Genomic DNA, 24,211 nt, shown 5'->3' with positions numbered 1-24,211 from the left:
ACCCGCGGCCGGGTCGTGACGCTCCGCGCCGGTGGTGCCTCGGGCCACCGACGCCGCGGACCCGTCAACCGGCGTCGGTCTCCCGCTCGTACAGGACCACGGCCGCCAGGTCCGAGCCCGCCCGGAGCAGCGCCACGGTCCGTGCGGCGACCTGGTCGAGGCGGTGCGCCAGAATGCGTCGGGTCTCCTCCGGGCCGGCGGGCCCCTGCAGGGAGCCGAGGATCTCGCGCACCGCGGGGATGCCGTAGCCGGCTCCCCGAAGGGCCGCCACGATCCGTGCCGTCCTGACGGCGGGAAGGCCGTACCGGCGCGCCCGCAGCGACGTCACTCGCTCGGGCACGAGCAGCCCTTCCTGCTCCCAGAAGCGCAGGGTCGAGGGGCGCACGGCAAGTGCTCCGGCGAGCTCGGTGATCGTCATGGCGTCGCTCTCCCGCTCGGACGCCGAAGCATCCACCTCGGCCCGCGCCGCCCGCAGGGCTTCCTGAGCGAGCAGGGCCTCGTCCCGTTCCCAAGTGAGTTGGACGTGGAGCGCGCTGACCGCCGAGGCCGCCTCCGTGATCGTCGCCGTCCGCAGCTCCGGGAGCATCCGGCGGGCGGCGACGGGGCCGACGGCGGCTGCGAGACCTCGGTACGCGCGCAGGGCCGTCACATGAACCGTTGTGTACGAGCGGTAGCCGTTGCCCGACCGGGCAGCCGTGGGAATGACTCCGAGCCTTTCCAGGTCGCGGACCTGCTGCAGGGAGTATCCCGACACTCTGGCGACGTCGACCGTGCGGAGAGGTGCTCCGCGCGGCCCGTTCTCCGGTTCCTCCATGGCCAACCCCACATGAGCACTTGAAGGTGATGCTTGAACCATCGCTCCCCTTCGGAGGGAATCCCCGCCTTCAGGCGGGGAGGGAATCCGATCCTGGGGCCGGAGCCGCGCAGCGGCGGGGTTCGCAGCGTTGTCAGTGGCGTGCATTAGGTTGATCAGGCCAGTTGGAAGGGGGTGGGCCGGGTGATCCGTGCGTACAAGTTCCTCATGCGGCCCACCGTGGGTCAGCAGGCCGCGCTCGGCGAGATGCTGCGGGATCACTGCTCCCTGTACAACGGGGCGTTGCAGGAACGCCGTGACGCCTACCGGCACGGCTCGAAGACGAGCGTCAAGTACGGGATGCAGTCGGCGCAGCTCAAAGAGATCAGGGCGTTCGATCCGGAGCGTCAGGGCCGCTGGTCGTTCTCCTCCCAGCAGGCCACGCTTCGCCGGCTGGACAAGGCGATGCAGGCGTTCTTCCGGCGGATCAAGGCCCGGGAAGTGCCGGGCTATCCCCGCTTCCGTGGAGTCCACTGGTTCGACACGGTGGAGTTCCCGAGGGACGGCGACGGCTGCCGGTGGGACTCCACCCCGCACGACCCGGTCACCCGCGTCCGATGTCAGGGTGTCGGGCATGTCAAGGTGCATCAGCACCGGCCCGTGGTCGGCAAGGTCAAGACGGTCTCGGTCAAGCACGAGGGCCGTAAGTGGTTCGTCGTGCTGACCGCCGAGCAAGAGCGGCCGGAGCCGCTGCCCGCGACCGGCAGCGCGGTCGGCATCGACCTGGGCATCGCCAACTTCCTCGCCGACTCAGGCGGCGGATTCGTCCCCAACCCCCGCCACGGTCGCAGCAACGCCGCCCGGCTCGAAGCCGCACAGAAAGCTCTTTCCCGGTTCCTGCGTGTCCGCCGGGACAAGCGCACGGCGAATCACCGCCGGGCGGTGGAGAAGGTCGCCAAGCTGCACGGCAAGGTACGCCGCCAGCGCCTCGACCACGCACACAAGACCGCGCTCGCGCTGGTCCGTGAGCACGACTTCATCGCGCACGAAGACCTCAAGATCTGCAACATGAGCCGGTCCCCCGCACCGAGGCCCGACACCGAGACACCAGGCAGCTTCCTGCACAACGGAGCCGCCGCCAAGGCCGGGCTGAACCGCTCGATCAACGATGCCGGTTGGGGGGTGTTCCTGACGATCCTCAACGCCAAGGCTGAAAGCGCCGGACGGGAAGTGATCGCCGTGGACCCCCGCAACACCTCCCGGCGGTGCCCCGAATGCGGACACACCGCCAAGGAGAACCGGCGCACGCAGGAGAAGTTCCACTGCGTCGCCTGCAACCACACCGCACACGCCGACACAGTGGGAGCCACCAACGTTCTACGGGCCGGGCTGGTCCGTCGCAAAGCCCAACCGGCATAGCGAGAAGCCACCCCGTTTACGGGGTGGAGGAGTCACGAGTATGGAACAGATCATCGCCGCCGTGCGAGGCCTCGAAGGCGCCCTCGTCGTCGTCCCTGGGCCGGGCGACGGCTCTCCCGAAGTGGCCTGGGGGGATGTCTTCTTCTCCTACGCCCCTGACGGGCCGATGCCTCGGCCCGCGCAGCCGTACGCAACCGTCGTCACGAAGAACTATCCGGACGACTCCGCTTCCGACCTCGACCCACCGGACCGATGGCGAGTGAACATCCACGTCGACCGGGCGACGTTCCGTGAACTCACCGGGGAGGAGCCGCGCCGTCTCAGCCTGCCCCGCGACCATGCGGCCGTGGACCGTGTGATGCCGCACCCGGTCCACGGCCCGCTCGGCTGGATCTCGGTCGTCAATCCCGGCGAGCGCACGACGGACACGGTCATCCGGCTTCTGCGCGATGCACACGACGCCGCTCGTGCCCGATGCGAGCGGCGACGCGGACGGTCGGGGCCGCCCGGATGCGACTGACACGGCCGACGCGTACGTGCACGGCCCGCTGTCCGCCTCGCCCGGGGGCGACACGAGCGCGACACGAGGCGCAGAGAGTCCACCACCACGTGGCCGGCGGGTGCCGGAGGTCGTCGCCGCCCGGGGAGGTCGTGTTCGTGGACCGCTTCCGTTTGTCCGTCCCGGAGGCCGGCGAGCCGTCCGGCTGCCCGGCGGTGTTCGGGCGGCCCGGCCCGTCGTTCGCCGCAGCGTCAGCCCTGAGGCGACGGCGCCGCTCGCATGAGAGCGCGAGCCGCGTCGAGCTCTGCCCTGGCTGCCTGTTCGGCCACGCCCAGATAGGCATAGGCGTCGTCGCCGATGGGAATCCGCAGGGGCGCCGAGGCGCCGGCGCCGACGATGTCGAGGACCCGGGCGGCGAAGTCCTCGGGGCGTCCGCTGGCAGGGTCGTCGGCCATTCCCCGGCAGGCGGCGAGCATGTCGCCGGTCAACTCGGCATAGGCCGGGAGCTGGTGGCGTGCCTCGCCGAGGGCCGTCCCGTAACGGGTGGCGAAGCTCCCCGGTTCCACCACGGTGACGCGGATGCCGAGCGGGGCGACCTCGGCCGCCAGCGCCTGGCTCATCCCTTCCAGGGCGTGCTTGCCGGCCACGTACGTTCCCAGCCCCGGGAAGGCCATACGGCCGGCCACGGAGGACACATTGACGATGTGCCCGTGGCCCTGGGCCCGCATGAGCGGCAGGACGAGTCGCGTGAGGCGCCAGGGACCGACGACCAGGGTTTCCAACTGGTCCCGCACCTCGGCATCGCAGACCTCCTCGACCGTGCCGAACAGGCCGCTTCCCGCGTTGTTGACGAGGACGTCGATGCCCCCGAGGACGTCGCAGGCACTGCGCACGGCCTCTTCGCACTGGGCCGCGTCGCGCAGCTCCAGGGCCAGCGGAGTGATCCGGCCGGGCCACGCACGAGCCAGTCCTTCGAGCGCCTCGGACCTGCGCGCGGTGGCGGCCACCCGGTGGCCCGCTTCAGCGGCCGCCGTGGCCAATGCGTACCCCAGCCCCGAGGAACACCCCGTCACCAGCCATCGTCGTGCCATCGTTCCCCCTGTGCGTCCGGTCTGTGCCTCCCCGTCGCGGAGGTGAACACCGCGGCACCTCATGGTCGTCCGTCTCCCGGCCCGCGGTCATCACTCCGGAAGGGGCGTGCGAGAGCGTGCTCGGCGCATTACCGGGGCGGTTCCGTCCACTGTCCGCGACCGGGGCCCTGCGGGTACCCTGGCGCCGAAACAGCGGCCGGCCGGGGGAGGGACAAGGCCGTGGGATTCAGCCATCCAGAGGTCCGTTCCCGATGACCCTTTCCCGCATTGCCGCGACCGCCGTCGTCATCACCGCCACCGCGACGACGGCCATGGGGTGCACGAGGACCGACCAGCCCGCACCCGGTCCGAGCGCACCATGGGGCTCGCCGTCCGACGCGACGTCGGACGTGGTGCTGACTCCACCGGAGCTTCCGCCCGGCCACCGGCAGATCGCCCACGGTGGACCTCGACGCGGCGCGGCGGACCTCGGTGTCGTCCGACTCGGCAGGGGCGTCACCTGGGTGAACGTCAACTGCGTCGCCGACAGCGGAACCGGCAGCCTCACGCTGGTCATCGACACCGTGGGGGAGTTCACCGTTTCCTGCCCGAGCACGACACCCCGCATGAGCGCCAACCAACTCGACCTCGCCGAGGGCGGCAAGGGGCGTTTCCACATCGAGACAGCCGGCAACGTGCGTTGGAGCGCCAGTATTCAGGTGCCCGAGTGATCCGAGCGCGGCCACCCGCACGGCCGTTGAGCCGGGGCGGGCAGCACGTCGGCGTCCGACCGGAGTCGGCATGCCCCGCCGTCATGCCGGCCGTACCGTACGCGGCAGGCGCAACCCCGGCCCGGCGTGGGAGCGCCGGCGGGCCCCGCGGGACTCGCCCTGCGGGGGCCCGCCGGAGCGGGCGGTCAGGCGGTCAGCGCCGCAAGCTCGGCGTTGGCGCGCTCGGTGACCAGGGCGAGGACACGGCCGGCGGCGGCCAGGTCCTCTGCGGGTATCCCGCCCCAGACATGTGCGGTGAGGGGGGCGGTGTCCGCAGCGACGGCGGTGAGCAATTCGCGGCCCGCGCCCGTGGGGCGGAGGTGCGCGCCGTCCGCGACGAGCAGTTCCCTGGCCAGTAGTTCGTCGAGGGTGGTGCGGATGTCTGCGGGGTCGGCCTTGAGGGAGCCCCGGACCTGGGCGACCAGTTCCTCCGGCGTCTGCCGGGCGTCGGCGGTGACGGCGGCGCGCAGGGCGATCTGCTGCTGGAAGGTGATGCCGTGCCGGGCCAGGACGTGCTCGAGGACGCCGCGGGCGGCGTAGTGGGCGAGCCCGAGGGCACGGGCGTCGGCGAGAGGTGAGGTGCCGGTGTATGCGGTGGTGGTCATGGTCCTGTCCCCTTGGTGCTCTCGTCGTTCGGTACGGAGGGAGCGAGAGGTGCGTCGAGCAGGGTCGTCAACTCGCCGGTGAACGCGCGTGTCCGCGGCGCGTCGAGACCGCCGAGCGGTTGCAGCAACTGCTGGAGCAGTTCCTGGACTTTCGTGATGGCCTGCTGCGTGACGGCCTGTCCCTGCTCGGTGAGGGCGAGTTGCACGGCGCGAGGGTCACGGGGATCACGGGTGCGTTCGATCAGCCCGGCCGACTCCAGGGCGCGCGCCAGCTTCGACACGTACAGCGCCTCCAGACCGGTGTGGTCGGCGAGTCGGCGCTGACTGGGTCGCTCACCGCCGCGCTGCATTCCGTACAGCGACGCGACGAGTGAGTACTGCGCGTGGGTGAGGCCCAGCGGAGCCACGGCTCGATCGACTGCGACGCGCCACTTGTTGGCGAGCCGCCATACCAGGAAGCCGGGCGTGGGACCCGGTGCGCCCTTGCTCATGCTCGATAGAGTACATGGCGATTATGTCCATGGCTACTATGTATTCCGGTGCGACGTCCGGGCGGGGGATCTCCGCCTGTCCGGAGAGTCCCGCTCGGTGGAGGTTCCCGGCTCCGTCGGCGCCGTCACCGCCTGCTCATCGGGCCTGAACCGTCCCGGAGCGTCGCGGACGGCCCCGTGGTCGACGGAACGGCCACTGCCGACCGGAACGCACCGCCCTCGCGACGCGACTGAGACACTGGCCCGGTGACGCCCCTCCGCCGAACCCCGGACGACATCACCCCGGACCCGCCAGGAGACACAGCCCGTCCCCTGCTCACGCAGTCGTGGCTCGACCTCGCCTTCCTGCACTGGGCGGCGGACCCCGCCGACGTGGCCGGGCTCCTGCCTGCGGGAACGTTCCCCGACACCCTGGACGGCGTCACCTACGTCGGGCTGGTGGCCTTCCGTATGCACCGGGTGGGCTGGTTCCGCCTCCCCGGTGTCCCCTATCTGGGCACGTTTCCCGAGACCAACGTCCGGCTGTACTCCGTCGACGCTCACGGCCGCCGCGGTGTGGTCTTCCGGTCGCTGGACGCTTCCCGTCTGATCCCGGTCATGGTCGCGCGCGCCGTCTTCCGCCTGCCGTACTTCTGGTCCCGGATGTCCGTCGAGCACGACGGCGACACCCTCACCTACACCAGCACCCGGCGCCGGCCGGGGCCCCGCGGGGCGCACAGCCGGATCGTGATACGCGTGGGGGAGCGCATCGAGGAACCGACGGAACTGGAGCACTTCCTGACGGCGCGCTGGGTCATGCACAGCACGTTCTTCGACCGGTCGCTGTACTTGCCCAACACCCATCCGCGCTGGGCCCTCCACCGCGCGGACCTGCTGGGGTGCGACGAGGACCTGGTGCGCGTGGCCGGACTTCCGGCGGCCACCGGAGCGCCGGTCAGCGTGCTGTACTCCCCGGGCGTACCGGTCCGTTTCGGCCGACCGGCACGGCAGGGCGGCATCCCCACGCCCTGACGGCCCACGGGTGAGGGCCGCGTCGCCCGCCGGGCACCCGGGAATCGGCACGGCGATCAGCAGACGTGGGCGGCGATGGTCCGCGCGCACACCATGGACTCGGTCCGCGTCGTGTCCACCTCCAGGTCGTAGAACACCCCGTCGTGGACGACATCCGCCTGGGACGCGGCCATCCCCTGAACGCGATCTCCTCGTGCGACCTCACGGTCTGCGGCGACCGCACTCTCACACCGGACGCCGACCCACAACACGGCCAGCCCGCCCAGGGCCTTCTGCCACCGCTGCTGGGACGCCGCTCCGCCGAGGAAGACGTCATCGACGACGACCCTGGCGCCTGCGCGAGCCATCGCCGCGATCCCCTCCGTCCAGGCCGCCTCAAGGGCCCGGAACTCCGCCCCGACGCTCACCCCGCCATCGGCGGCGAACACGATCCCGCCGTCCGAGGTCTGCAACTTCGCGGGCAGGGCGTCGACGAACGAGTCGCACCCGAACGCCAGCCAAGGATCCGGCAGTACGGCTTGCAGGCACCGTACGATCCCGGACTTCCCCGAGCTGGAACCACCGTTGAGAATGATCATCCGAGTCGTCACCGCGCCACGGTAGTCCGCTGTCCCCACGGCGCGAAACGCATATCGGTCCGGACCGCTGCGAGCGCGTGACGGCCGGTGTCGCCTGCCGCCGACTCCGGTACCGGCCGTGCGTGCCTCGCTCCGGGAACCGCGCGCGGGCCAACCGGACCGCGTACCCGGGAAAGCGACGGGCGCCCGTCCATTCCCGTCGAGTTTCCGGCACCCGTGCGGCTGCCCGTCGAGGGCGGCCCACAGGAAGGATGTGCGGAAACCGCCGTGGACGAGTTCCGGATTTCCGTCCGCTCCCTTTCCCCGCACCGGTGCACTGAGAAGATCTTCGCCGTTGAACGGTGTACCTTCCACGTAATGTTGTCTCGTTCGTGACGATCCGCCTCTGCGCACCCCTTCGTGCCACGCGCGCCGCTGCCACCATGTGGCGGCACGGGACCTTCTCGTCCCGTCATGCGCTGAAGTGTCTTCCGTCCCAGGCCCCAACCGGTCCGGGGCGGACCGACGAGAGGAGCAGATCGTGCAACGTCCCACCCGCCGCGAAGCGGTCCGCGTGTCCATGCTCGCGCTGACCGGCGCCGTGATCGCTGCACCGGCCACCGTCGCGGCAGCGAAAGGCTTACGGACCGGATCAGCCGCGACCACCCGTGCCGCGAATCGACCGAACCACGGCACGGAGCAGGCTGCCGCTGCCGAGCCGGAGGCCTTCGACGAGATGTACCTCGGTCGGCACATAGAGGGCAGGCCCGCCGACGGCGGTCACGGGAGTCACGCCGGTCACGGTGGTCATGGTGGTCCCGCGGGCCACGGCACCGGCGGGCGGCCCGCCGGCGAGCCGGGAGACCCCGTCGCGTTCGTCGTCCGCGTGGACGACGACGATCTGCACGTCATGCAGAACGCCGACGGAACGTGGATCAGCGTCGTCAACCACTACGAGAAGTACCGCACGCCGCGGGACGCCGCCCGCGCCGCGGTCCGCGAACTGCACGGCGCGTCCCTGGTGCCGGTCACCGTCTGACATCGCCTTCGAACCCCCCACAAAAGGATCGCCATGGCAGACCGAAGGAACCAGGCAGACCTGTCCGCCACCGAGCGGAGGAACTTCGTCGACGCAGTCCTCGAACTCAAGCGCCAGGGCCGTTACGACGAGTTCATCACCACCCACAACGCGTTCATCCTCAGCGACACGGACACCGGCGAGCGCACGGGACACCGTTCACCGTCGTTCCTCCCCTGGCACCGCAGGTTCCTGCTGCAGTTCGAGCAGGCGCTGCAGAGCGTCAGTCCCACCGTCACGCTCCCGTACTGGGACTGGACCGTCGACCGCACACCGCGCAGCTCCCTGTGGGCGGACAACTTCCTGGGAGGGGACGGCCGCACCGGGGACGGCCGGGTCACCACGGGCCCGTTCGCCTTCGCCGGGGGCAACTGGCCCATGAACATACGGGTCGACGGCCGGACCTTCCTGCGGCGCGCCCTCGGCGTGGGCGTCCGTGAACTGCCCACCCGGGCCGAGGTGGACGCCGTCCTGGCCGATCCCACGTACGACGTTGCTCCGTGGAACAGCAGGTCCGGCGGCTTCCGCAACAGCGTCGAGGGCTGGCAGGGACCGAACCTTCACAACCGGGTGCACGTGTGGGTCGGAGGCCAGATGACGACAGGGGCGTCGCCGAACGACCCGGTGTTCTGGCTCCACCACTGTTTCATCGACAAGTTGTGGGCCGACTGGCAGCGTCTCCATCCCGCGTCCGCGTACGCCCCCGTCTCGTCCACCCGCAATGTCGTCGCCCTGCGGGACACGATGAAACCGTGGAACGACGTCACACCGCAGGACATGCTCGACCACACGCGGTTCTACACGTACCGCTGACGCCGGCAGGAGGGGACGAGCCGCGCTCCTTTCGCCGGTGCGCGGCTCGCCATCCGGCGCTCTCGCCGCGGCTCCCGGCTCCGCCGAGCCGTCCGGTACGCGCAACGCCCTGAGGGCGGGGTGTGGTTCACCGTCCCTCGGGCCCCTCAGGGGATTTTCGGACCGTGTGCCGGCTGAAAGCCGGGAGCGGAGCAACCTGCGCGCTGCTCATCCGTCTCACTGCGCGCACACGCACGTCACCAACGATTCTGAGGAGTGAACATGCGACGTTCATGGGCACTGGTCGCGGCGCTTCTGCTCGCGGGAGCGGGCCTGGCGGCCTCGGCAGGTCAGGCGGCAGCGGCCCCGCACTCCACCGCGGCGACAGCCCCCGCCGACGCCTGCTCGACCGCCTGGGGCAGCGGCGTCAAGTCGGCGGCACACGGGAACGCCGAACCTCTGACGGACATCAGGGTGGGGCAGCACACCTGCTTCGACCGCATGGTCTTCGACGTCAGCGGAGCGAAGGGCCCGCTGGGCCACCACGTCGGCTATGTCGACGCCTTCCACCAGGACGGATCCGGTGACCCGATACCCGTGGGCGGGGGCGCCATACTCCAGATCTTCGTCTCCGCACCCAGCTACGACCCCGAGACGATGCGCCAGGTGTACGCGGGGCGGGCAGGGAAGCCGCTGCCAGGTGTGGACCTCTCCGGCTTCAGGACGTTCAAGGACACGAAGTTCGGGGCGAGCTTCGAAGGCCAGACCCAGGTCGGGCTCGGCGTCCGGGCCAGGCTGCCGTTCCGGGTGCTCCAGACCGACGGGAAACTGATCGTGGACGTCGCCCACAAGTGGTGACCGGACGGCCCGACCTTCGGGACGAGGGACGGGCCTGCCGCTGCCGGGGCAACGGTGGTAGCCCGCAACACGGGGCTTCGGGCCACGTCCTGCGCCGTCGCCCGCGGCCCGGTGGTCCCTGTCCGTCGCCACTCCGCGGCGCGCAGCGCGATGTGTGCCGCGCAGATCAGGCCGTTGGCGCCGTGGAGCCGGAACTCGGCGTCCTCGTGCCTGACGGCCGGGATCACCGACAGCGGCAGGACCAACGGTGCAGAATCGTGGTGCACGAGCAGCGGCACCGGATTCCCGAACTGCTGGAGCGCCGCGAAGCCAAGGTCCCGGCTTCGGGCATGTTCGTCTTGAGCGGATCGATGGTCCGGACGATTCCTGCCGCTGAACCGAGCCCTGGTCCTCCCCGAGCCGATGAGCACGCGGACGACCACTGAACCGATGCGGCGGAACCGGCGCCTGGTACCGGGAGCGTGACGCTTCCCACGCGTTTCGGCCGAGCGAGGAACACCTGTGCCTGATCATGAAAGGCATGACCTACGCCAACCGCCGCACGGTACTTGCCGGCCTCGCCGGGGCTGCTCTCGGCGCCACCGCCCTCGACGCGCTCACCGCTGCGCCCGCACACGCCGCGGCAGACCTGTACTCGTCCAACACCGACCTCTACACCGAGCTCGCGGGGAAGGAGGGGACGCTCTTCGCCCGCCGCTACAAGCGCCACGAGATGACCGATGTCAGCGACGGCCAGAGATACCCGTTCAACCGGACCACGATCATGGCCCTCCACGGTGGCGGTATCGAAGGCGGTACGTCCGAACTGTGCCTCGCGATAGCCGGGTACCATCCCGCGACGCTCGCGGCCACCCCCGCGGACGGGCCGGCCCACGACTACTGGATGTTCGAGGGCATCGCGTCGGCCGACAACGGTGACCTGCACGTCACCTCGACCAACAACGACGACCGGGTCGCCCTGTCCATGGCCGCGGGCAGCCTCAACGTGCTGAGCCTGCACGGCTGCAGGAAGGAGCAGGCCGGCACACCCGCAGGGAAGCCGGAGGCCGTCGTCGTCGGAGGTCTCGACACCGCCTTCAAGACCTGTCTGCACGAAGAGTTCCAGGCCGCCGGTTTCCAGACCGTCGACGGCTCCACCGTCCCCGCCCTGGCCGGTGAGAACCCGGAGAACATCTGCAACAGGACGCTGCTTCGCAAGGGCGCCCAGCTGGAGATGACAACGGAGCTGCGCCAAAGCCTCTTCGACGAGGGGCACTTCACCCGGCTCGACAGGCCGACCCACACCAACGAGAGGTTCACGGCCTTTGTGGCGGCTGCGCGCAAGGCCATCGCCCGGCTGGAGGCTCGTGCGGACCAAGCCATCCTCTGATGCGCGGAGTTCGGGCCCCAGCCCGGAGCCCGAACCGCAGGAACGATGACCCGGGCCTGCGCCCTGCGTGGCCTCACGTCACCGCGATACCCGGGCCGGCAGCCGGCGCGCGGCGGTTTCCGTACCGTCGAGCCGGCGCCGTCCGCAGCGGACCGGGCCCTTCCGGCCCCGCCCCGGCTCGGATGCCCGGCCGTCCGGCGCGGCTCACCGCAGCCGGCGGGCGCCCGCGGACGGGACGGCGGGGAAGACCCGGGGCGTCGTGCGGCCCTCCGCCGCGAAGGCGTCGAGCACCGCCCTGCTCACCGTGTCCTCGTTCGCGGTCTCGACGAGGACGATCGCCGAGCCGCCGAAGCCACCGCCGGTCATCCGGGCACCCAATGCGCCCGCGGCGTTCGCGGCCGAGACCACGAGGTCCAGCTCCGGGCAGGAGACCCGCAGATCGTCGCGGAGCGAGGCATGGCCCTCGGTGAGGACCGGGCCGGCGCCGCGGACGTCGCCCGCGTCGAGCAGCGCGAGGGTCCGCTCCACACGGTGGTTCTCGGTCACGACGTGACGGACGTAGCGGACGACCTGCTCGGCCGCCGGCCCGGAGCCCCCCGCACCGGCCCCCGCCCCTGCCCCGGTCGGCAGGTCGGCCAACATCCGCAGGACATCGTCCAGTTGCCCGTAGTCCACGTCGCGCAGCGTGCGCACACCCAGTGCCCGGGCACCCGCCTCGCACCCGGCGCGCCGCTCGGCGTAGGCGCCGTCGCCGAGCGCGTGCTTCAGGCGGGTGTCGACGACGAGCAGCCGCAGGCCGTGCGCGGCGAGGTCGAAGGGGACCTGGCGGCGTCCGAGGTCACGGGTGTCGAGGTGCAGCACATGACCCTCGGTGCAGTGGGCCGACGCCATCTGGTCCATGATCCCGCACGGCACACCGACGAAGGCGTTCTCGGCACGCTGCGCCAGCCGCGCCAGTTCCTCCGGCGGCAGGCCGAGTCCGTACAGCTCGCTCACCGCCAGTGCCGTGACCACCTCCAGGGCCGCCGACGACGACAGCCCGGCACCCGTCGGCACGGTCGACGCGAGATGGAGGTCCGCGCCCGTGACGGGGTGTCCCGCGTCCCTCAGCGCCCATACGACGCCCGCCGGGTACGCCGCCCAGCCCGTGCCCGATTGGGGCTCGAGCGCGTCCACGGCCAGTTCCACGACACCCTCCCCGGTGTCGGCCGAGTGGACCCGCAGCACCCCGTCGGTGCGGCGCGCCACCGCCGCGACCGCGGTGTGGGGGAGGGCGAGCGGCATGACGAAGCCGTCGTTGAAGTCCGTGTACTCGCCGATCAGGTTGACCCTGCCCGGCGCCGCCCAGACGCCCTCGGGCCCGTACCCGTACAGCTCCCGGAACTTCTCGGCGACGCTCATGCCTCGGCCCGCCGGGCGCGGGCGAAGTCCCAGGCGTCGGCGACGATCCCGGCGAGGTCCGGCCGTGACGGGGTCCAGCCGAGCCGTTCCTGCGCGGTGGTGGAGGAGGCGACCAGCACGGCCGGGTCGCCGGCGCGGCGCGCGGCCGCGGCCTCCGGGACCGGATGGCCGGTGACCTTGCGGACGGTCTCGACGACCTCGCGGACGGAGAAGCCGTTGCCGTTTCCGAGGTTGCAGACGAGATGCTCCCCGGGGGTGATCGCGTCCATGGCGAGCAGATGTGCCTCGGCGAGGTCGGCGACATGGATGTAGTCCCGCACGCAGGTGCCGTCCGGTGTCGGGTAGTCGTCGCCGAACACGGAGATCGTCTCGCGGGTGCCGAGCGCGACCTGGAGGACCAGCGGGATGAGGTGCGACTCGGGCTCGTGGCGCTCCCCGCAGGCGCCGTACGCGCCGGCGACGTTGAAGTACCGCAGGGACGCGGCGGCCAGCCCGTGCGCGGTGCACTCGCCGCCGATCATGTGGTCGACGGCGAGTTTCGATGCGCCGTACGGGCTGGTCGGCGCGGTCGGGTCGGACTCGGTGATCGGTGTGGAGACCGGTTCGCCGTACGTGGCCGCCGTGGAGGAGAAGACCAGCCTGCGGACCCCGGCGGAGCGCATGGCGGCGAGGAGCGCCATCGTCCCGCCGACGTTGTTCTCCCAGTACCTGCCGGGCTGCGCGACCGATTCGCCGACCTGCGAGAACGCGGCGAAGTGCAGGACGCCGTCGTACGCGGGCACGACATGCCGGGCGGCGTCCTGGACCCGGCCCTCCACGAAGGCGGCGCCGTCGGGGACGGCCTCGCGGAAGCCCGTGGACAGATCGTCGAGAACGGTGACCTCGTGTCCCGCCTCCAGCAGGTGCGCGGCCACCACGCTCCCGACGTAGCCGGCTCCGCCCGTCACCAGGTACTTGCTCACTCGCTCGCCACCTCTCGCAGTCGCTGGGCCGCTCTCTCCGGCGGCACATCGTTGATGAACACGCTCATGCCGGACTCGGAACCGGCGAGGAACTTCAGCTTTCCGGGAGTTCGGCGGACGGTGAAAAGCTCGAGGTGCAGCGCGAAGTCGTCGCGCTCGCCACGCTCGTCACGCGTACCGCCGTCGTGGGTGCCGTCGTCGAACGGGGCCTGGTGCCAGGCGGCGATGTACGGCGTCGGCGGCTGGTCCGCACCGAAGATCCGGTCGAAGCGTCTCAACAGTTCCAGATAGACCTGTGGGAACTCTGTGCGCGCCGCGTCGTCGAGCGCCCGCAGATCGGGGACCCGGCGCCGTGGGTAGAGGTGCACTTCGTAGGGCCAGTGCGCCGCGTACGGGACGAAGGCGACCCAGTGCTCGCCCGCCAGCACGACCCGGGCGGCGGACTCCAGCTCGCTCGCGACGATGTCGTCGAAGAGGTTGCGGCCGGTGGCGGCGCGATGGGCGGCGACGGAGCGCTGCATCAGCGCCGTGCGGGGGGTGACGAAGGGATAGGCGTAGATCTGGCCGTGCGGGTGGCCTAGCGTGACGCCGATCTCCGCGCCGCGGTTCTCGAAGCAGAAGACCTGCCTGACCTGCGGACGCTCCGCCAGCTCGGCGGTGCGGTCGGTCCAGGCCTCCAGTACGAGCGCGGCCTGTTCCTCGGTGAGCGCGGCGAAGGACGCGTCGTGGTCGGGGGTGAAGCAGACGACCTCGCAGCGACCGTTCCCTCCCGCGAGGGAGGGGAAGCGGTTCTCGAACACGACGACGTCGTAGTCACTGTCCGGGATCTCGCTGAGCCGCCCGCCGCGGGACGGGCAGAGAGGGCATTCGCCGACGGGCGGGTGGTAGGTCCGGCCCTGGCGGTGCGAGGCGACGGCGACGGCGTCGCCGAGGAGCCGGTCGTGCCGGATCTCGGACGTGGTGGCGGTCGACTCCAGCGGCCGGCGGTCGACGTCGTCGCGGACGACGTCGTCGCGGGAGTCGTAGTAGAGCAGCTCTCGGCCGTCGGCGAGTCGGGTGACCGTCTTCTTCACGCGGAGCGCTCCTCCGTGACCCCATCAATGCAACAGAACCAAACATAATCAATCATGAGTCAACAGCTTCGTCAACAGGGGGATGGGTGGGCGGGAGGCTGCGGCAGCCCGCCTGCGGCATGCCCGGAGCCGTCCGTCGCGTACGTACGCCGACGATCTCGCCGCCGTACGGAGACGTTCCGCCGGGCGCCGGCCGACAACCTGCACGGCCGTACCGGCGCCGACCACCCACTCTTCCCCGGCGTCGGGTTCAGCACCTTCCCGGAGCTCTCCTGGCGGTCCTTCGAAGGCGTTGCGGAGATCGTTCGGATCGGACCACGCGTCTGTTGCGCGTTCCTCCGGTTCGACACATGGAACGGGGAAGCCGGGCTGTCTCTGTCCTTCCGGGCGTTCGCCGAAGTCGTCGTGGTGGGGCAGCGGCTGAGTCGGCAAGGTGCTTCCGTTCGGCGGTGTCGCCGAGGTTGCCGACGGGGTCGAAGGCGTGGTCCATCGGAGAGAACTCGCAGGGGCTCCCACCGATGCTCCGGGCGATGGCGTCAGCCTCGGCGACGACATCGGCGCGGGGAACGGGGCCGAGATGTCGCCGCGGAGGACGCTCACTCAGGCTCATCCACGAGATCCCGAAAAACAGTCCGACGGCGATGTCGAGAACCCGCGTCCGGCTCCGTCCCCGGGGTGGACGCGACCACAACGGGTCGCAGGAGTACCGAGGAGAGAACCACGATGGCCAAGTACCTGCTGCTGAAGCACTACCGCGGCGCCCCGGCATCGGTCAACGACGTACCGATGGACCAGTGGAGCCCGGAGGAGATCTCGGCGCATCTGCAGTACATGAACGACTTCGCGGCCCGGCTGGAGAAGACGGGCGAGTTCGTCGGAGGCCAAGCGCTCGCACCCGAGGGAGCGTGGGTCCGCTACGACGGTGAGGGGCGCCCGCCGGTCACCGACGGCCCGTTCGCGGAGACCAAGGACCTCATCGCCGGCTGGATGATCATCGACGTCGACAGTGACGAGCGCGCCGTCGAGCTGGCCGGGGAACTGTCGGCCGCCCCCGGGGCCGGCGGCAAGCCGATCCACGAGTGGCTGGAGCTGCGCCCGTTCCTCACCGCACCGCCCACCATCACGGAGTGACATCACCGATGGACGAGGTCCTGCTCAGGAGCCTCATGCCGAGCGTGCTCACCGTCCTCGTCCGCCGCGGAGCCGACTTCGCGGCGGCCGAGGACGCCGTCCAGGACGCTCTGGTCGAGGCGCTCCGGGCCTGGGCGGCCGACCCTTCCCCCAGCTCTTCGGGCGGTGGCGGCCCCATGCGGGACCCGAAGGGCTGGCTGATCACCGTGGCCTGGCGGAAGTTCCTGGACGCTGCCCGCTCGGACGCTGCCCGCCGCCGGCGTGAGGACCGCGTGGAGGACGAGCCGGCGCCCGGTCCGGCGCCCGCCGTGGACGACACCAGCTCTACTTCCTGTGCGCCCACCCGTCGCTGACGCCGGCATCGGCGGTCGCGCTCACGCTGCGTGCCGTCGGTGGGCTGACCACCCGGCAGATCGCCCGGGCCTATTTGGTGCCCGAGGCGACCATGGCGCAGCGCATCAGCCGGGCCAAGCGCATCGTCTCCGGCCATGGGGTCTCCCCTGCTCGAAGAGCTCGGGGAAGCTTCGACCGGCCCGGTGACGTCGCCACCGTGCTGCGCGTCCTCTATCTCGTCTTCAACGAGGGCTACTCCGGCGACGTCGACCTCGCCGCCGAGGCCATCCGGCTCACCCGGCAGCTCGCGGCCCGCATCGACCACCCCGAGGTGGCCGGGCTGCTCGCCCTCATGCTGCTCCACCACGCCCGGCGTGCCGCCCGTACCGCGTCCGACGGCAGCCTCGTGCCGCTCGCCGAGCAGGACCGCGGCCGCTGGGACACCGCGTCGATCGCCGAGGGTGTCGGGATCCTCCAGGCGGCCCTCGCCCGCGACCGGCTGGGCGAGTTCCAGGCCCAGGCCGCCATCGCGGCACTCCATGCCGACGCGCCCAGCGCCGAGGAGACCGACTGGGTGCAGATCGTCGAGTGGTACGACGAACTCGTGCGCCTGACCGACAGCCCTGTCGTCCGGCTCAACCGCGCGGTCGCCGTCGGCGAGGCCGACGGACCGCGCGCCGGCCTCGCAGCGCTCGCCGCGCTGGACGCTTCCTCCCCGAGCTCTTCGAGCAAGGGACAGTCCTTGCCCCGCCGCGCCGCTGTGTCCGCGTACCTCCACGAGCGCGACGGCGACCTGGCGACGGCGGCACGGCTGTACGCCGAGGCGGCCCACAACGCGCCCAACCTCGCCGAACGCGACCACCTGACGCGCCAGGCCGCCCGGCTCAACGCCCGCCGAAGCCGCTGACGGGCCGCGCCCGGGTCCTCCCACGGACTGGGCGCGCCCGGCCTGCGACCTGCTGCCCGGCTCCCGCCGCTCGGTCGCCTCGATCACCTCGGTCGCCGAGGTGCCCGACCCGGGCGTCTTCGCCGACGCAACGGGGCAGTGGCTCCGGCGCAGCCAGGGGGAGTACGCCCGCTGTCGTCGCGGGCTCGACAAGATCGCACGCAGAGGGGCCCGCGGGCGCGATGCCGCCCTCGCTCAGCGGGATCACGCGTGGCCGGCGAGCCGCTGATCGCCGCGGGCCGCGTCCAGCGGCGTCTCCTGCCCCTGATCCCCGCAGAGCTCCTTGGGAATGGTCAGCTCGGCCCAGATCGTCTTCCCGGAGGACGTGTACCGCGTGCCCCAGCGCTGGGACATCTGGGCGACGAGGAACAGCCCGCGGCCGCCCTCGTCGTCCCGGCGCGCTCGCCGCAGGTGTGGTGCAGTGTGTGCGCTGTCGGAGACCTCGCACAGCAGGCAGCGATCCCTGATCAACCTCAGCACGACCGGTCCGCCGGCGTACCGGATGCCGTTGGTGACCAGTTCGCTCACGACGAGTTCGGCAGTGAACGAGAGCTCGGACAGGCCCCAGGTGCTCAGTTGACGTTCGGTCAGGGTACGCGCGTGGGACACCATGGCCGGATCGGACGGCAGCTCAAGGTCCGCCACCTGCTCTGAGCCGAGCCGCCGCGTGCGGACGAGCAGCAGCGTGGCGTCGTCCACCTGCGGCCCGGGCGGCAGGGCCGACAGCGCCCGGTCGCACAACTCCTCCAACGGGCATCGCTGCCAGGTCAGTACCTCCGCCAGGCGGTCGATTCCGCTGTCGATGTCCTGGCCTCGGTCCTCCACGACGCCGTCGGTGAAGAAGGCCAGCACGCTGCCGTCGGACAGGTCCAGCTCGACGTTCTCGTACGGCAGAACGCCCAGCCCCAGGGGTGGCCCCGGAATCAAGGGGGACATGGCCACCGAGCCGTTCGCGTCGGCGACCAGCGGCGGGGGATGGCCCGCGCTGGCCCAGACGCACCGGCCGCTGACCGGGTCGTAGATCGCGTACAGACAGGTCACGACCATCGTCTCGCCGCCCAGCCCGTCGTCCCCGTCGGGCTCCGACTCCTGCGCGACCAGGTCGTCCAGCCGGGTGAGCAGCTCGGCAGGGTCCAGGTCCAGCAGCGCAAGGGTCCGTACGGTGGCGCGCAGCCGGCCCATGGTCGCTGCGGCGTGCATACCGTGGCCCACCACGTCGCCCACCGTCAGTCCCACTCTGGCCCCGGACAGCGGGATCACGTCGAACCAGTCGCCGCCCACGCCCACGCGGCTGTCGGCAGGCAGGTAGCGGTACGCGACGTCGACCGCGCTCAGTTGGGGCAGGTGCCGTGGCAGCAGGCTTCGCTGCAGTACCAGCGCTGCCGCATGCTGGCTGGTGTACTGGCGGGCGTTGTCGATGCCGACGGCGGCCCGCTCCGCCAGCTCCATGGCGAGTGTCTGCTCCTCGGGGCCGAAGGGGTCGGGGTTGCTGTCGCGCCGGAAGGTGGCAAGGCCCAGGACTGCCTCGCGGGTGAGCAGCGGGACGAAGAGGCAGGAGCGCGAGGCGTTCGACCCCGCCTCGCCCGGTGCCTCGGGAGTGGCGGCGCCGACGACGCAGCGGCCTGTGGCAAGGCTCAGAGCCTGCGGTGACGAGGGCGGGTAGGAGACGGGGCTGGTCCGGAACTCCTCCGGGGTCCGTCCGTGCATCCGCAGCAGTCCGTGCCCCGGCGCCGAGCGCGTCGGCGGCTGCCGTCCCTCCATGACCGCCGGAGGCAGATCCACCAGCACCTCGTCGGCCAGCTGCGGTACGGCCACGTCGGCGAGCTCCGCAGCCGTACGACGCACGTCCAGCGAGGCGCCGACGCGCTTTCCCGCCCGCACCAGCAGCGACAGCCGTTCCTGGGCACGGTACTGGTCGGTGATGTCCAGGGACTCCTCGAACAGTCCCAGTGGCTCACCCCGGGCGTCCACGAGCCGGTGGTACGAGCAGGACCAGACGTGCTCCCGCACCGGATCGGCGGGGGCCCGCCCGCGGTAGTGCATGCCGATGATCGGTTCCCCGGTCGTCAGCACGTGATGTATCACCTGGTCCTCGTCGGGGGGGTGGTGGCGGGAGATGAACTCGCCCTCCGGAAAGAGATCCGCGGCCGACCGGCCGGTGTACTGGGCGATCCCCCCGAGCTCCAGATCCGTGGAGACGTTCCCCCAGACGACGCGCGAATCGGTATCGAAGATCGTCAAGCCCACGGGGGACTCGGTCGCCAGGCCCTGGAGCATCGCCAGCTGCGCCTCCCAGCTGCGGAGCGCGTCCAGTTCGGCAGCCATCACGACGGTCGCGGCTCCGTTCCGGTGCGACAGCGGGCAGAACGTCACGACCGCACGCACCCTACGTCCGTCCCGGTGGCAGAGGTCCATGACGACGCTGCGGGACTGGTGGGCCTTGCAGAGGGCGCTCAGGCGGCGCCCGGAGGACGTCTCCAGCAGCCGGCCGGCCGACCGGCCGAGTGCCTCCTCGGCGGAATGCCCGAGCAGGCGCTGGGCGGAGGACCCCCACCCGACGATGCGGCCTTGGTCGTCGAGCACCGCGGTGGCCGCCTTGGAGGGGTCCAGGGGGCTGTGGAAATCGACGTTTGCCGCATGCGGAAAACGATCCATGGCACCGCTTCCCTTCGTGCTCCCCAGCATCCCGTGCCGCAAGACGGACGACAACCGCACACGCGATCCACTCTGACCGCAGAGGGTGATCACCGAACACTTTCCGCACGCGGTGCAGGATGTTCAACGGCCGCCGCGAGCCGCCCGTGCCGGGGCGGGCGCCACCGGGGGAGCGGTGAGTGGTCGCGGGCCGGCTCCGCAACTGCTCGCCCGCAGAGGCTGATCACAGCCGGTGGTTCCGGAAGGCGGGTCCGAGGGCCTCGCCGGCCGCCTGCCGCCGGGCGCCACTGCGCACCAAGGTCCACCTGGCCGCAGACGGCCGCCCACGGCCCCTCGACTCCGTCACCGCAGGCCAGACAGGTGACGCACCCGCCTGCGAGACGGCGAAGTCCCGCATCCGCGTACCCCGCACCGGCCTGGGCAGGCCCGGACCCGGCCCCTGTCCGTTCTGGCCGACCGCGCGTACTCCTCACGTGCCATCCGCAGCCCACTGCGGCGCCGGGGCATCCGGACGGTCATGCCACAGCCGTCCGGCCGAGTCGGCCACCGCCTGCGACGAGGCCGACTCGGCGGCCGTCCACCCGGCTTCGAGGCACGCAAGCATCGGAGCACCGTCGAGCGGTGCATCAGCCACCTCAAGCGGTGGCGGTGCCCGACCACACGCAAGCTCGCGATCGCCCATCAGGCCGCACTCCACCTCGGCATCTCCGTCTGGGCACGAAGCTGATCGGCAGGGCTCAGTTCACCAGTCGATGTCTCCGCTGCTGTCGACCTTGGGGGCGGTCACCGCGCCGACACCGCCACGCTGCGGTGACCCTCGCCGACGGACCGACGCACGGGAGCAGTTGGTCGGGGGAACGGGTGCGGCCACCGTGGGGGTGAGCAACTGGCGTCGGCCTATGGGCGATCGGTACCCGGGCTGGTCGCCGACTGTCCCGCCCTGCTCGGGGAATGGCCCGGGGCCGGTCGCGTGGTGCGGCCGGCCCTCGGGTTTGCGGGGGTGTGGGGTCAGTGGCGGTGTCCGAAGCGGCCCCAGGACTTGGTGTCGATGGTGCGGCCGTGGTCGTTGCGGAGGGTGGCGGTGTCGCGGTTGTCCCAGATGTAGTTGCGGCGGTCCTGGTAGACGTCGGTGCGGGTGTCGCGGCCGATGCCGGTGTGGACGCGGACGCTGGAGCGTCCGTTGAGGCGGAGGTGGTCGAAGCGGTAGCGGTTGCCGTCGCGGTCGCTGAGGGTGTAGCCGCGGAGGTTGACCGCGTGTCGGCCGGTGTTGCGGACCTCGACCCATTCGGCGTTGAGGCTGCGGTTGGAGTGGTCGTCGCGTCCGGGGCTGTCGTACTGGACCTGTCCGATGACGACCGTCGACCGGAAGCCGTGGTGCCGGTCGTGGTCGGCCGCGGTCGCCGGCAGCGCGGCCGCCGCGAGCAGTGCGCCGGAGGCGAGTGCGGTGGCGACGACGCGGCGGGTGATGCGGGAAGCAGACATGTGGATGCCCCTTCGTGGACGTGCCTGACAAGGTCCTGTTCGGGGGCCTTGTGCGGCGGTTCGGGTTCCCGGCTTGCTGCCGAGGGCCCTCACTGTGGCCTGGTCGCGGACCCGACGAGACGCAAACCGGACGCTATGACGAAATGCGGACATGTCCGTAACTCTTGCCTGCAAGGGGCATGTACTTCGCATCCGTCCCGAACGGAATTGGTTTCCTGTTGCACCGATCCGTTCACTGATCAACAACAAGCGGTTTCCAGCGCCCCACGCGCCCCTTCGGCTGCGCCTCTCCGCGCCCGCCTTCCGGCTCGGCCCGCTGTGTAACAGCGCCACCGCGCGGCGGTTCGCACGAATGGCCCACGCTCGCGCCGGCGCGCGGATTCCGAGCCGTCCGGATCGCGGCCGCCTCGACCATGCCGCGATCCGGGAACTCGCCGTCGGGTAACGGCCCTCGCTGTTCCCATCGGCACATGAGGGGAAGCGCTGAACACCCCTCGATCCCGGCTCGGCACGTCCGGAACCGCCCGGCGGATCCGTCGCAATGCACGATCCATGTCAACACGTGTGATTCGTGCGTGATATGGCGTGCGATTGGTGTAGCGTTCGGGAGGGAGGTGTGGCGTGTCGAGCGATGAGGAAACGCTGTTCGGTGCGGTCGACGCTCTGCTGGAGGAGGTGGCGTCGAGGGAGCCACTGCCGGACCCGGCCGAGCGGAAGCGACTGCGGGAGACTGCCGGTCTGAGTCAGGAGCAGGTGGCCAAGGTCCTGCAGGTCCGACGGGAGGCGGTCAGCGGCTGGGAGGCGGGCCGGACGGAGCCGAGGGCGCCGAAACGCGCCGCCTACGCGCGGCTCCTGGAGGGACTTGCGGCCCGCTACCCGGCGCCGGAGGCGGTGCCCGGCCCGACGGCACCGGACGCCGCACTCCCCGCGCCCGGCGATACGCAGCCGACACCCCAGCCGTCACCTACGCCCACAACACCGGACCCTGACCGCACCCAGACCGGAGCGACCGGTTCCGCAAGCACTGCCTCACCCGTTGCGGCACCTCGTCGCGCCGCCCCAGCGAAGACGACAGGGCCGACGACGGCGACGCAGCCGACGGCGACGAAGACGACGAAGACGACGAAGCCCAGGAGGACGACAACGGGGCGCCCGTCCCTTCCGGTCGGCGTCACCGCCGATGCGCGTTTCGCGCACGGTCCGCTGGGTGTGCTCGACGGCGACGGGTCCGTGTACGGCCTGGGCGGTCTGGTGCTGGAGTGCCCGGCCAACACACTCGTCGGGGTCGTGGAGTGGGCGCTGGGCGAGGCGAGGTTGGGAGCGGAGCGGCTGCACCGTTCGGGGAAGGACGCGGATCCGCTCATCGTGGTCACGGCGGCTGCCGCCGAACGCCTCGGGCTGCCACCGGTGCTGGAGGACCGGCGAGGCCTGCGGCTGCCGGAGAGCCATCCGGTGGTGAAGCAGATCGTGAAGGCGGGCTGGAAGCTCACGAAGCGCGGGTTCGGGCCGTGGGCGCGCGTCTACCGGCCTGCCGAGGGGGACCGGCGGCAGTGTGTGCAGTTCGCGATCCTGCCGTGGGACGCGCTCGACACGCGCTCGTGGGGCGGCACCGCCCGGCTTCCCGCCCCGGATGTCGCTGCCGTGCTCGGCAGGTACGCGTCCCGCGTGATCACGCCGCGCGGGTCGACGGCAGTGTGCGGGCTCGAGCTGATGACGGCGCTGCGCCCGCCGACCCGCGCCGTACGGGACGAGGCGTCGGGCACGTGGATGTCCGGCGCGGTGCCCGGTTCGCTGTCCGAGCCGGTCGACCCGGCGCCGCCTGAGGCACCGGCCGAGCATCCGATCGTCGCGGGCCTGTACCCGCGTCACCACCAGCGCACTCCCGACCAGGTCCTCGACGAGGAGGCGTTCGACTGGATCCGCGAGCCCGAGCTGCTCACCGGCGCCGAGTGCGCGCGCCGGTTCGCGGTCGGGATCGACGTCAACACCGCGTTCCTCGCCGCCGCGAACCGCCTCGTCGTCGGCCTGTCGGCCCCGGTCCACGTGAAGAAGCCCGCCTTCGACAAGAGGATCCCCGGCTCCTGGCTCGTCGACCTCTCCGGCATCGAACTCGATCCCCGGCTGCCGAGCCCTTTCACCCCGAACGGCCAACGTCCCGACGGCCCGGCCTGGTACGCCACCCCGACCGTCGCCTACGCGGCCGAACTCGTCGCGAACCACGGGCTGCCCGTCACCGTCGAGCCGGTCGAGGCGTGGCTGCGGCCGGAGTCGGGGCCCTACCTGGACCCCTGGTACAAGCAGCTCAGCGAGGCGTACAAGGCGACGATGGCCGACCTCGGTGTGGTGGCCGGGATGGACGACGCCGAGTTCCTCGCCGCGATGGAGACGCACCGGCAGGCCGATCCCGGCACGGCCGCCGTCCTGTCCGCGATCAAGGCGACCGTCAAGGGCGGGATCGGCAAGCTCCGCGAGCGCCCGCAGGGCGCCGGATACCGGGCGGGGGAGCGGTGGCCTGCCTTGGAACGCCCCACGTGGCGCCCGGACATCCGGGCAGCCGTCATCTCCACCGCGCGCGTCAACATGCACCGCAAGCTGCTCAAGACGGCGCTCGCCACCCAGCACGCACCCGCCCCCACCGGGCATCTCGTCCTCGGGGACGACGCGCTGGTCCCGGTCGCGCTGCTGTCGGACTGCGCGGTGTACCTCTCCGACGGGCCCTCGCCGCTGGACGTCCTGCCGTACACCCCGGACGGCAAGCCCGCGCCCGGTACGTTCCGGCTGGGGGTGAGCCCCGGCATGGTCAAGCACGAAGGAACGCAGGACCTGATGTGGGCTGTCCGGATGCTCGAGGAGGGACACAATCCCGCTCAGCACATCAAGGGCACCGACGCCGCCCACGAGGGGGAGTAGTACGCG

The 24,211-nt window shown here is 71.4% G+C and carries 20 protein-coding genes and 2 pseudogenes; 12 read left to right on the top strand and 10 right to left on the bottom strand.

All coding sequences use genetic code 11. The features are described from left to right. Window positions 1-64: 64 nt before the first annotated feature. The gene (locus tag QRN89_RS01540; RefSeq protein WP_290347518.1) at window positions 65-814 is read right to left on the bottom strand and encodes a MerR family transcriptional regulator; all 750 of its coding nucleotides are present in this window, start codon (window positions 812-814) and stop codon (window positions 65-67) included. 183 nt (window positions 815-997) lie between these two features. Here QRN89_RS01540 and QRN89_RS01535 point away from each other — a divergent pair, with 183 nt between their 5' ends. Both QRN89_RS01535 and QRN89_RS01530 read left to right on the top strand, forming a co-directional pair. Continuing rightward, window positions 998-2,212 carry an RNA-guided endonuclease InsQ/TnpB family protein gene (locus QRN89_RS01535; RefSeq protein WP_290347517.1) on the top strand — a complete coding sequence of 405 codons (1,215 nt, stop codon included), beginning with the start codon at window positions 998-1,000 and terminating at the stop codon, window positions 2,210-2,212. 40 nt (window positions 2,213-2,252) lie between these two features. Beyond that, on the top strand, window positions 2,253-2,732 hold the full coding sequence (locus QRN89_RS01530; protein ID WP_290347516.1) for a DUF6194 family protein: 480 nt from the start codon (window positions 2,253-2,255) through the stop codon (window positions 2,730-2,732). A 230-nt stretch (window positions 2,733-2,962) separates the two neighbouring features. Here the strand turns inward: QRN89_RS01530 and QRN89_RS01525 are convergent, their stop codons facing one another. Further along, on the bottom strand, window positions 2,963-3,802 hold the full coding sequence (locus tag QRN89_RS01525) for an SDR family oxidoreductase (protein WP_290347515.1): 840 nt from the start codon (window positions 3,800-3,802) through the stop codon (window positions 2,963-2,965). Window positions 3,803-4,053: 251 nt separating this feature from the next. On the opposite strand from QRN89_RS01525, the gene QRN89_RS01520 reads away from it, so the two are divergent. Further along, a complete protein-coding gene (locus tag QRN89_RS01520) occupies window positions 4,054-4,512 on the top strand; it encodes a hypothetical protein (protein WP_290347514.1) in 459 nt (152 codons plus the stop codon). A 185-nt stretch (window positions 4,513-4,697) separates the two neighbouring features. Here QRN89_RS01520 and QRN89_RS01515 read toward each other — a convergent pair whose 3' ends face one another. Both QRN89_RS01515 and QRN89_RS01510 read right to left on the bottom strand, forming a co-directional pair. Further along, entirely contained in the window at window positions 4,698-5,156 is a 459-nt protein-coding gene (locus tag QRN89_RS01515; RefSeq protein WP_290347513.1) for a winged helix DNA-binding protein, read from the bottom strand. Continuing rightward, a complete protein-coding gene (locus QRN89_RS01510) occupies window positions 5,153-5,647 on the bottom strand; it encodes a MarR family winged helix-turn-helix transcriptional regulator (protein WP_290347512.1) in 495 nt (164 codons plus the stop codon). Before QRN89_RS01510 ends, QRN89_RS01515 begins: the two co-directional genes overlap by 4 nt. 246 nt (window positions 5,648-5,893) lie before the next feature. On the opposite strand from QRN89_RS01510, the gene QRN89_RS01505 reads away from it, so the two are divergent. Then, entirely contained in the window at window positions 5,894-6,658 is a 765-nt protein-coding gene (locus QRN89_RS01505; protein WP_290347511.1) for a YqjF family protein, read from the top strand. Window positions 6,659-6,714: 56 nt separating this feature from the next. Here the strand turns inward: QRN89_RS01505 and cpt are convergent, their stop codons facing one another. Further along, window positions 6,715-7,236 carry a chloramphenicol phosphotransferase CPT gene (gene cpt / locus QRN89_RS01500; protein ID WP_290353535.1) on the bottom strand — a complete coding sequence of 174 codons (522 nt, stop codon included), beginning with the start codon at window positions 7,234-7,236 and terminating at the stop codon, window positions 6,715-6,717. Window positions 7,237-7,756: 520 nt separating this feature from the next. Between cpt and melC1 the strand changes: the two genes are divergently transcribed. The 4 genes from melC1 to QRN89_RS01480 all read left to right on the top strand — a co-directional run bounded on the left by melC1 (window position 7,757) and on the right by QRN89_RS01480 (window position 11,312). Next, window positions 7,757-8,254, top strand: coding sequence for an apotyrosinase chaperone MelC1 (gene melC1, locus QRN89_RS01495; RefSeq protein WP_290347510.1), 498 nt, complete (start codon window positions 7,757-7,759; stop codon window positions 8,252-8,254). Window positions 8,255-8,287: 33 nt separating this feature from the next. Further along, on the top strand, window positions 8,288-9,106 hold the full coding sequence (melC2, locus tag QRN89_RS01490) for a tyrosinase MelC2 (protein WP_290347509.1): 819 nt from the start codon (window positions 8,288-8,290) through the stop codon (window positions 9,104-9,106). Window positions 9,107-9,367: 261 nt separating this feature from the next. After that, window positions 9,368-9,943, top strand: a complete 576-nt coding sequence (locus QRN89_RS01485) for an AMIN-like domain-containing (lipo)protein (protein WP_290347508.1) — start codon at window positions 9,368-9,370, stop codon at window positions 9,941-9,943. A gap of 520 nt (window positions 9,944-10,463) precedes the next feature. Then, entirely contained in the window at window positions 10,464-11,312 is an 849-nt protein-coding gene (locus QRN89_RS01480; RefSeq protein WP_290347507.1) for a poly-gamma-glutamate hydrolase family protein, read from the top strand. Window positions 11,313-11,516: 204 nt separating this feature from the next. On the opposite strand, the gene galK is transcribed toward QRN89_RS01480, so the two are convergent. Genes galK through galT form a run of 3 tightly spaced genes read right to left on the bottom strand, consistent with a single transcriptional unit; the run spans window position 11,517 to window position 14,748 of the window. Further along, window positions 11,517-12,713, bottom strand: a complete 1,197-nt coding sequence (galK, locus tag QRN89_RS01475; protein ID WP_290347506.1) for a galactokinase — start codon at window positions 12,711-12,713, stop codon at window positions 11,517-11,519. Further along, entirely contained in the window at window positions 12,710-13,675 is a 966-nt protein-coding gene (gene galE / locus QRN89_RS01470) for a UDP-glucose 4-epimerase GalE (protein WP_290347505.1), read from the bottom strand. The genes galK and galE overlap by 4 nt, the downstream gene beginning before the upstream one ends. Continuing rightward, entirely contained in the window at window positions 13,672-14,748 is a 1,077-nt protein-coding gene (gene galT, locus QRN89_RS01465; protein ID WP_290347504.1) for a galactose-1-phosphate uridylyltransferase, read from the bottom strand. Before galT ends, galE begins: the two co-directional genes overlap by 4 nt. A gap of 723 nt (window positions 14,749-15,471) precedes the next feature. Here galT and QRN89_RS01460 point away from each other — a divergent pair. Both QRN89_RS01460 and QRN89_RS01455 read left to right on the top strand, forming a co-directional pair. Further along, window positions 15,472-15,879: a YciI family protein gene (locus tag QRN89_RS01460; protein WP_290347503.1), complete on the top strand. Its 408-nt coding sequence runs from the start codon at window positions 15,472-15,474 to the stop codon at window positions 15,877-15,879. A gap of 8 nt (window positions 15,880-15,887) precedes the next feature. Further along, window positions 15,888-17,119, top strand: a pseudogene (locus tag QRN89_RS01455) (RNA polymerase sigma factor). Window positions 17,120-17,362: 243 nt separating this feature from the next. Here QRN89_RS01455 and QRN89_RS01450 read toward each other — a convergent pair. After that, window positions 17,363-19,813, bottom strand: coding sequence for a SpoIIE family protein phosphatase (locus QRN89_RS01450; RefSeq protein WP_290347502.1), 2,451 nt, complete (start codon window positions 19,811-19,813; stop codon window positions 17,363-17,365). A gap of 278 nt (window positions 19,814-20,091) precedes the next feature. On the opposite strand from QRN89_RS01450, the pseudogene QRN89_RS01445 reads away from it, so the two are divergent. Continuing rightward, window positions 20,092-20,540: pseudogene (locus QRN89_RS01445) on the top strand (transposase); the annotation flags it as partial. A 281-nt stretch (window positions 20,541-20,821) separates the two neighbouring features. On the opposite strand, the gene QRN89_RS01440 reads toward QRN89_RS01445, so the two are convergent. Next, a complete protein-coding gene (locus QRN89_RS01440) occupies window positions 20,822-21,295 on the bottom strand; it encodes a lamin tail domain-containing protein (protein WP_290347501.1) in 474 nt (157 codons plus the stop codon). Window positions 21,296-21,916: 621 nt separating this feature from the next. Here QRN89_RS01440 and tap point away from each other — a divergent pair. Then, on the top strand, window positions 21,917-24,205 hold the full coding sequence (gene tap / locus QRN89_RS01435) for a telomere-associated protein Tap (RefSeq protein WP_290347500.1): 2,289 nt from the start codon (window positions 21,917-21,919) through the stop codon (window positions 24,203-24,205). Window positions 24,206-24,211 lie beyond the last annotated feature (6 nt).

Source organism: Streptomyces sp. HUAS CB01 (assembly GCF_030406905.1).
GTDB lineage: Bacteria > Actinomycetota > Actinomycetes > Streptomycetales > Streptomycetaceae > Streptomyces > Streptomyces chengbuensis.
The sequence above is the reverse complement of the archived record's forward strand: the minus strand, read 5'-3'. Positions and strand labels throughout refer to the sequence as shown.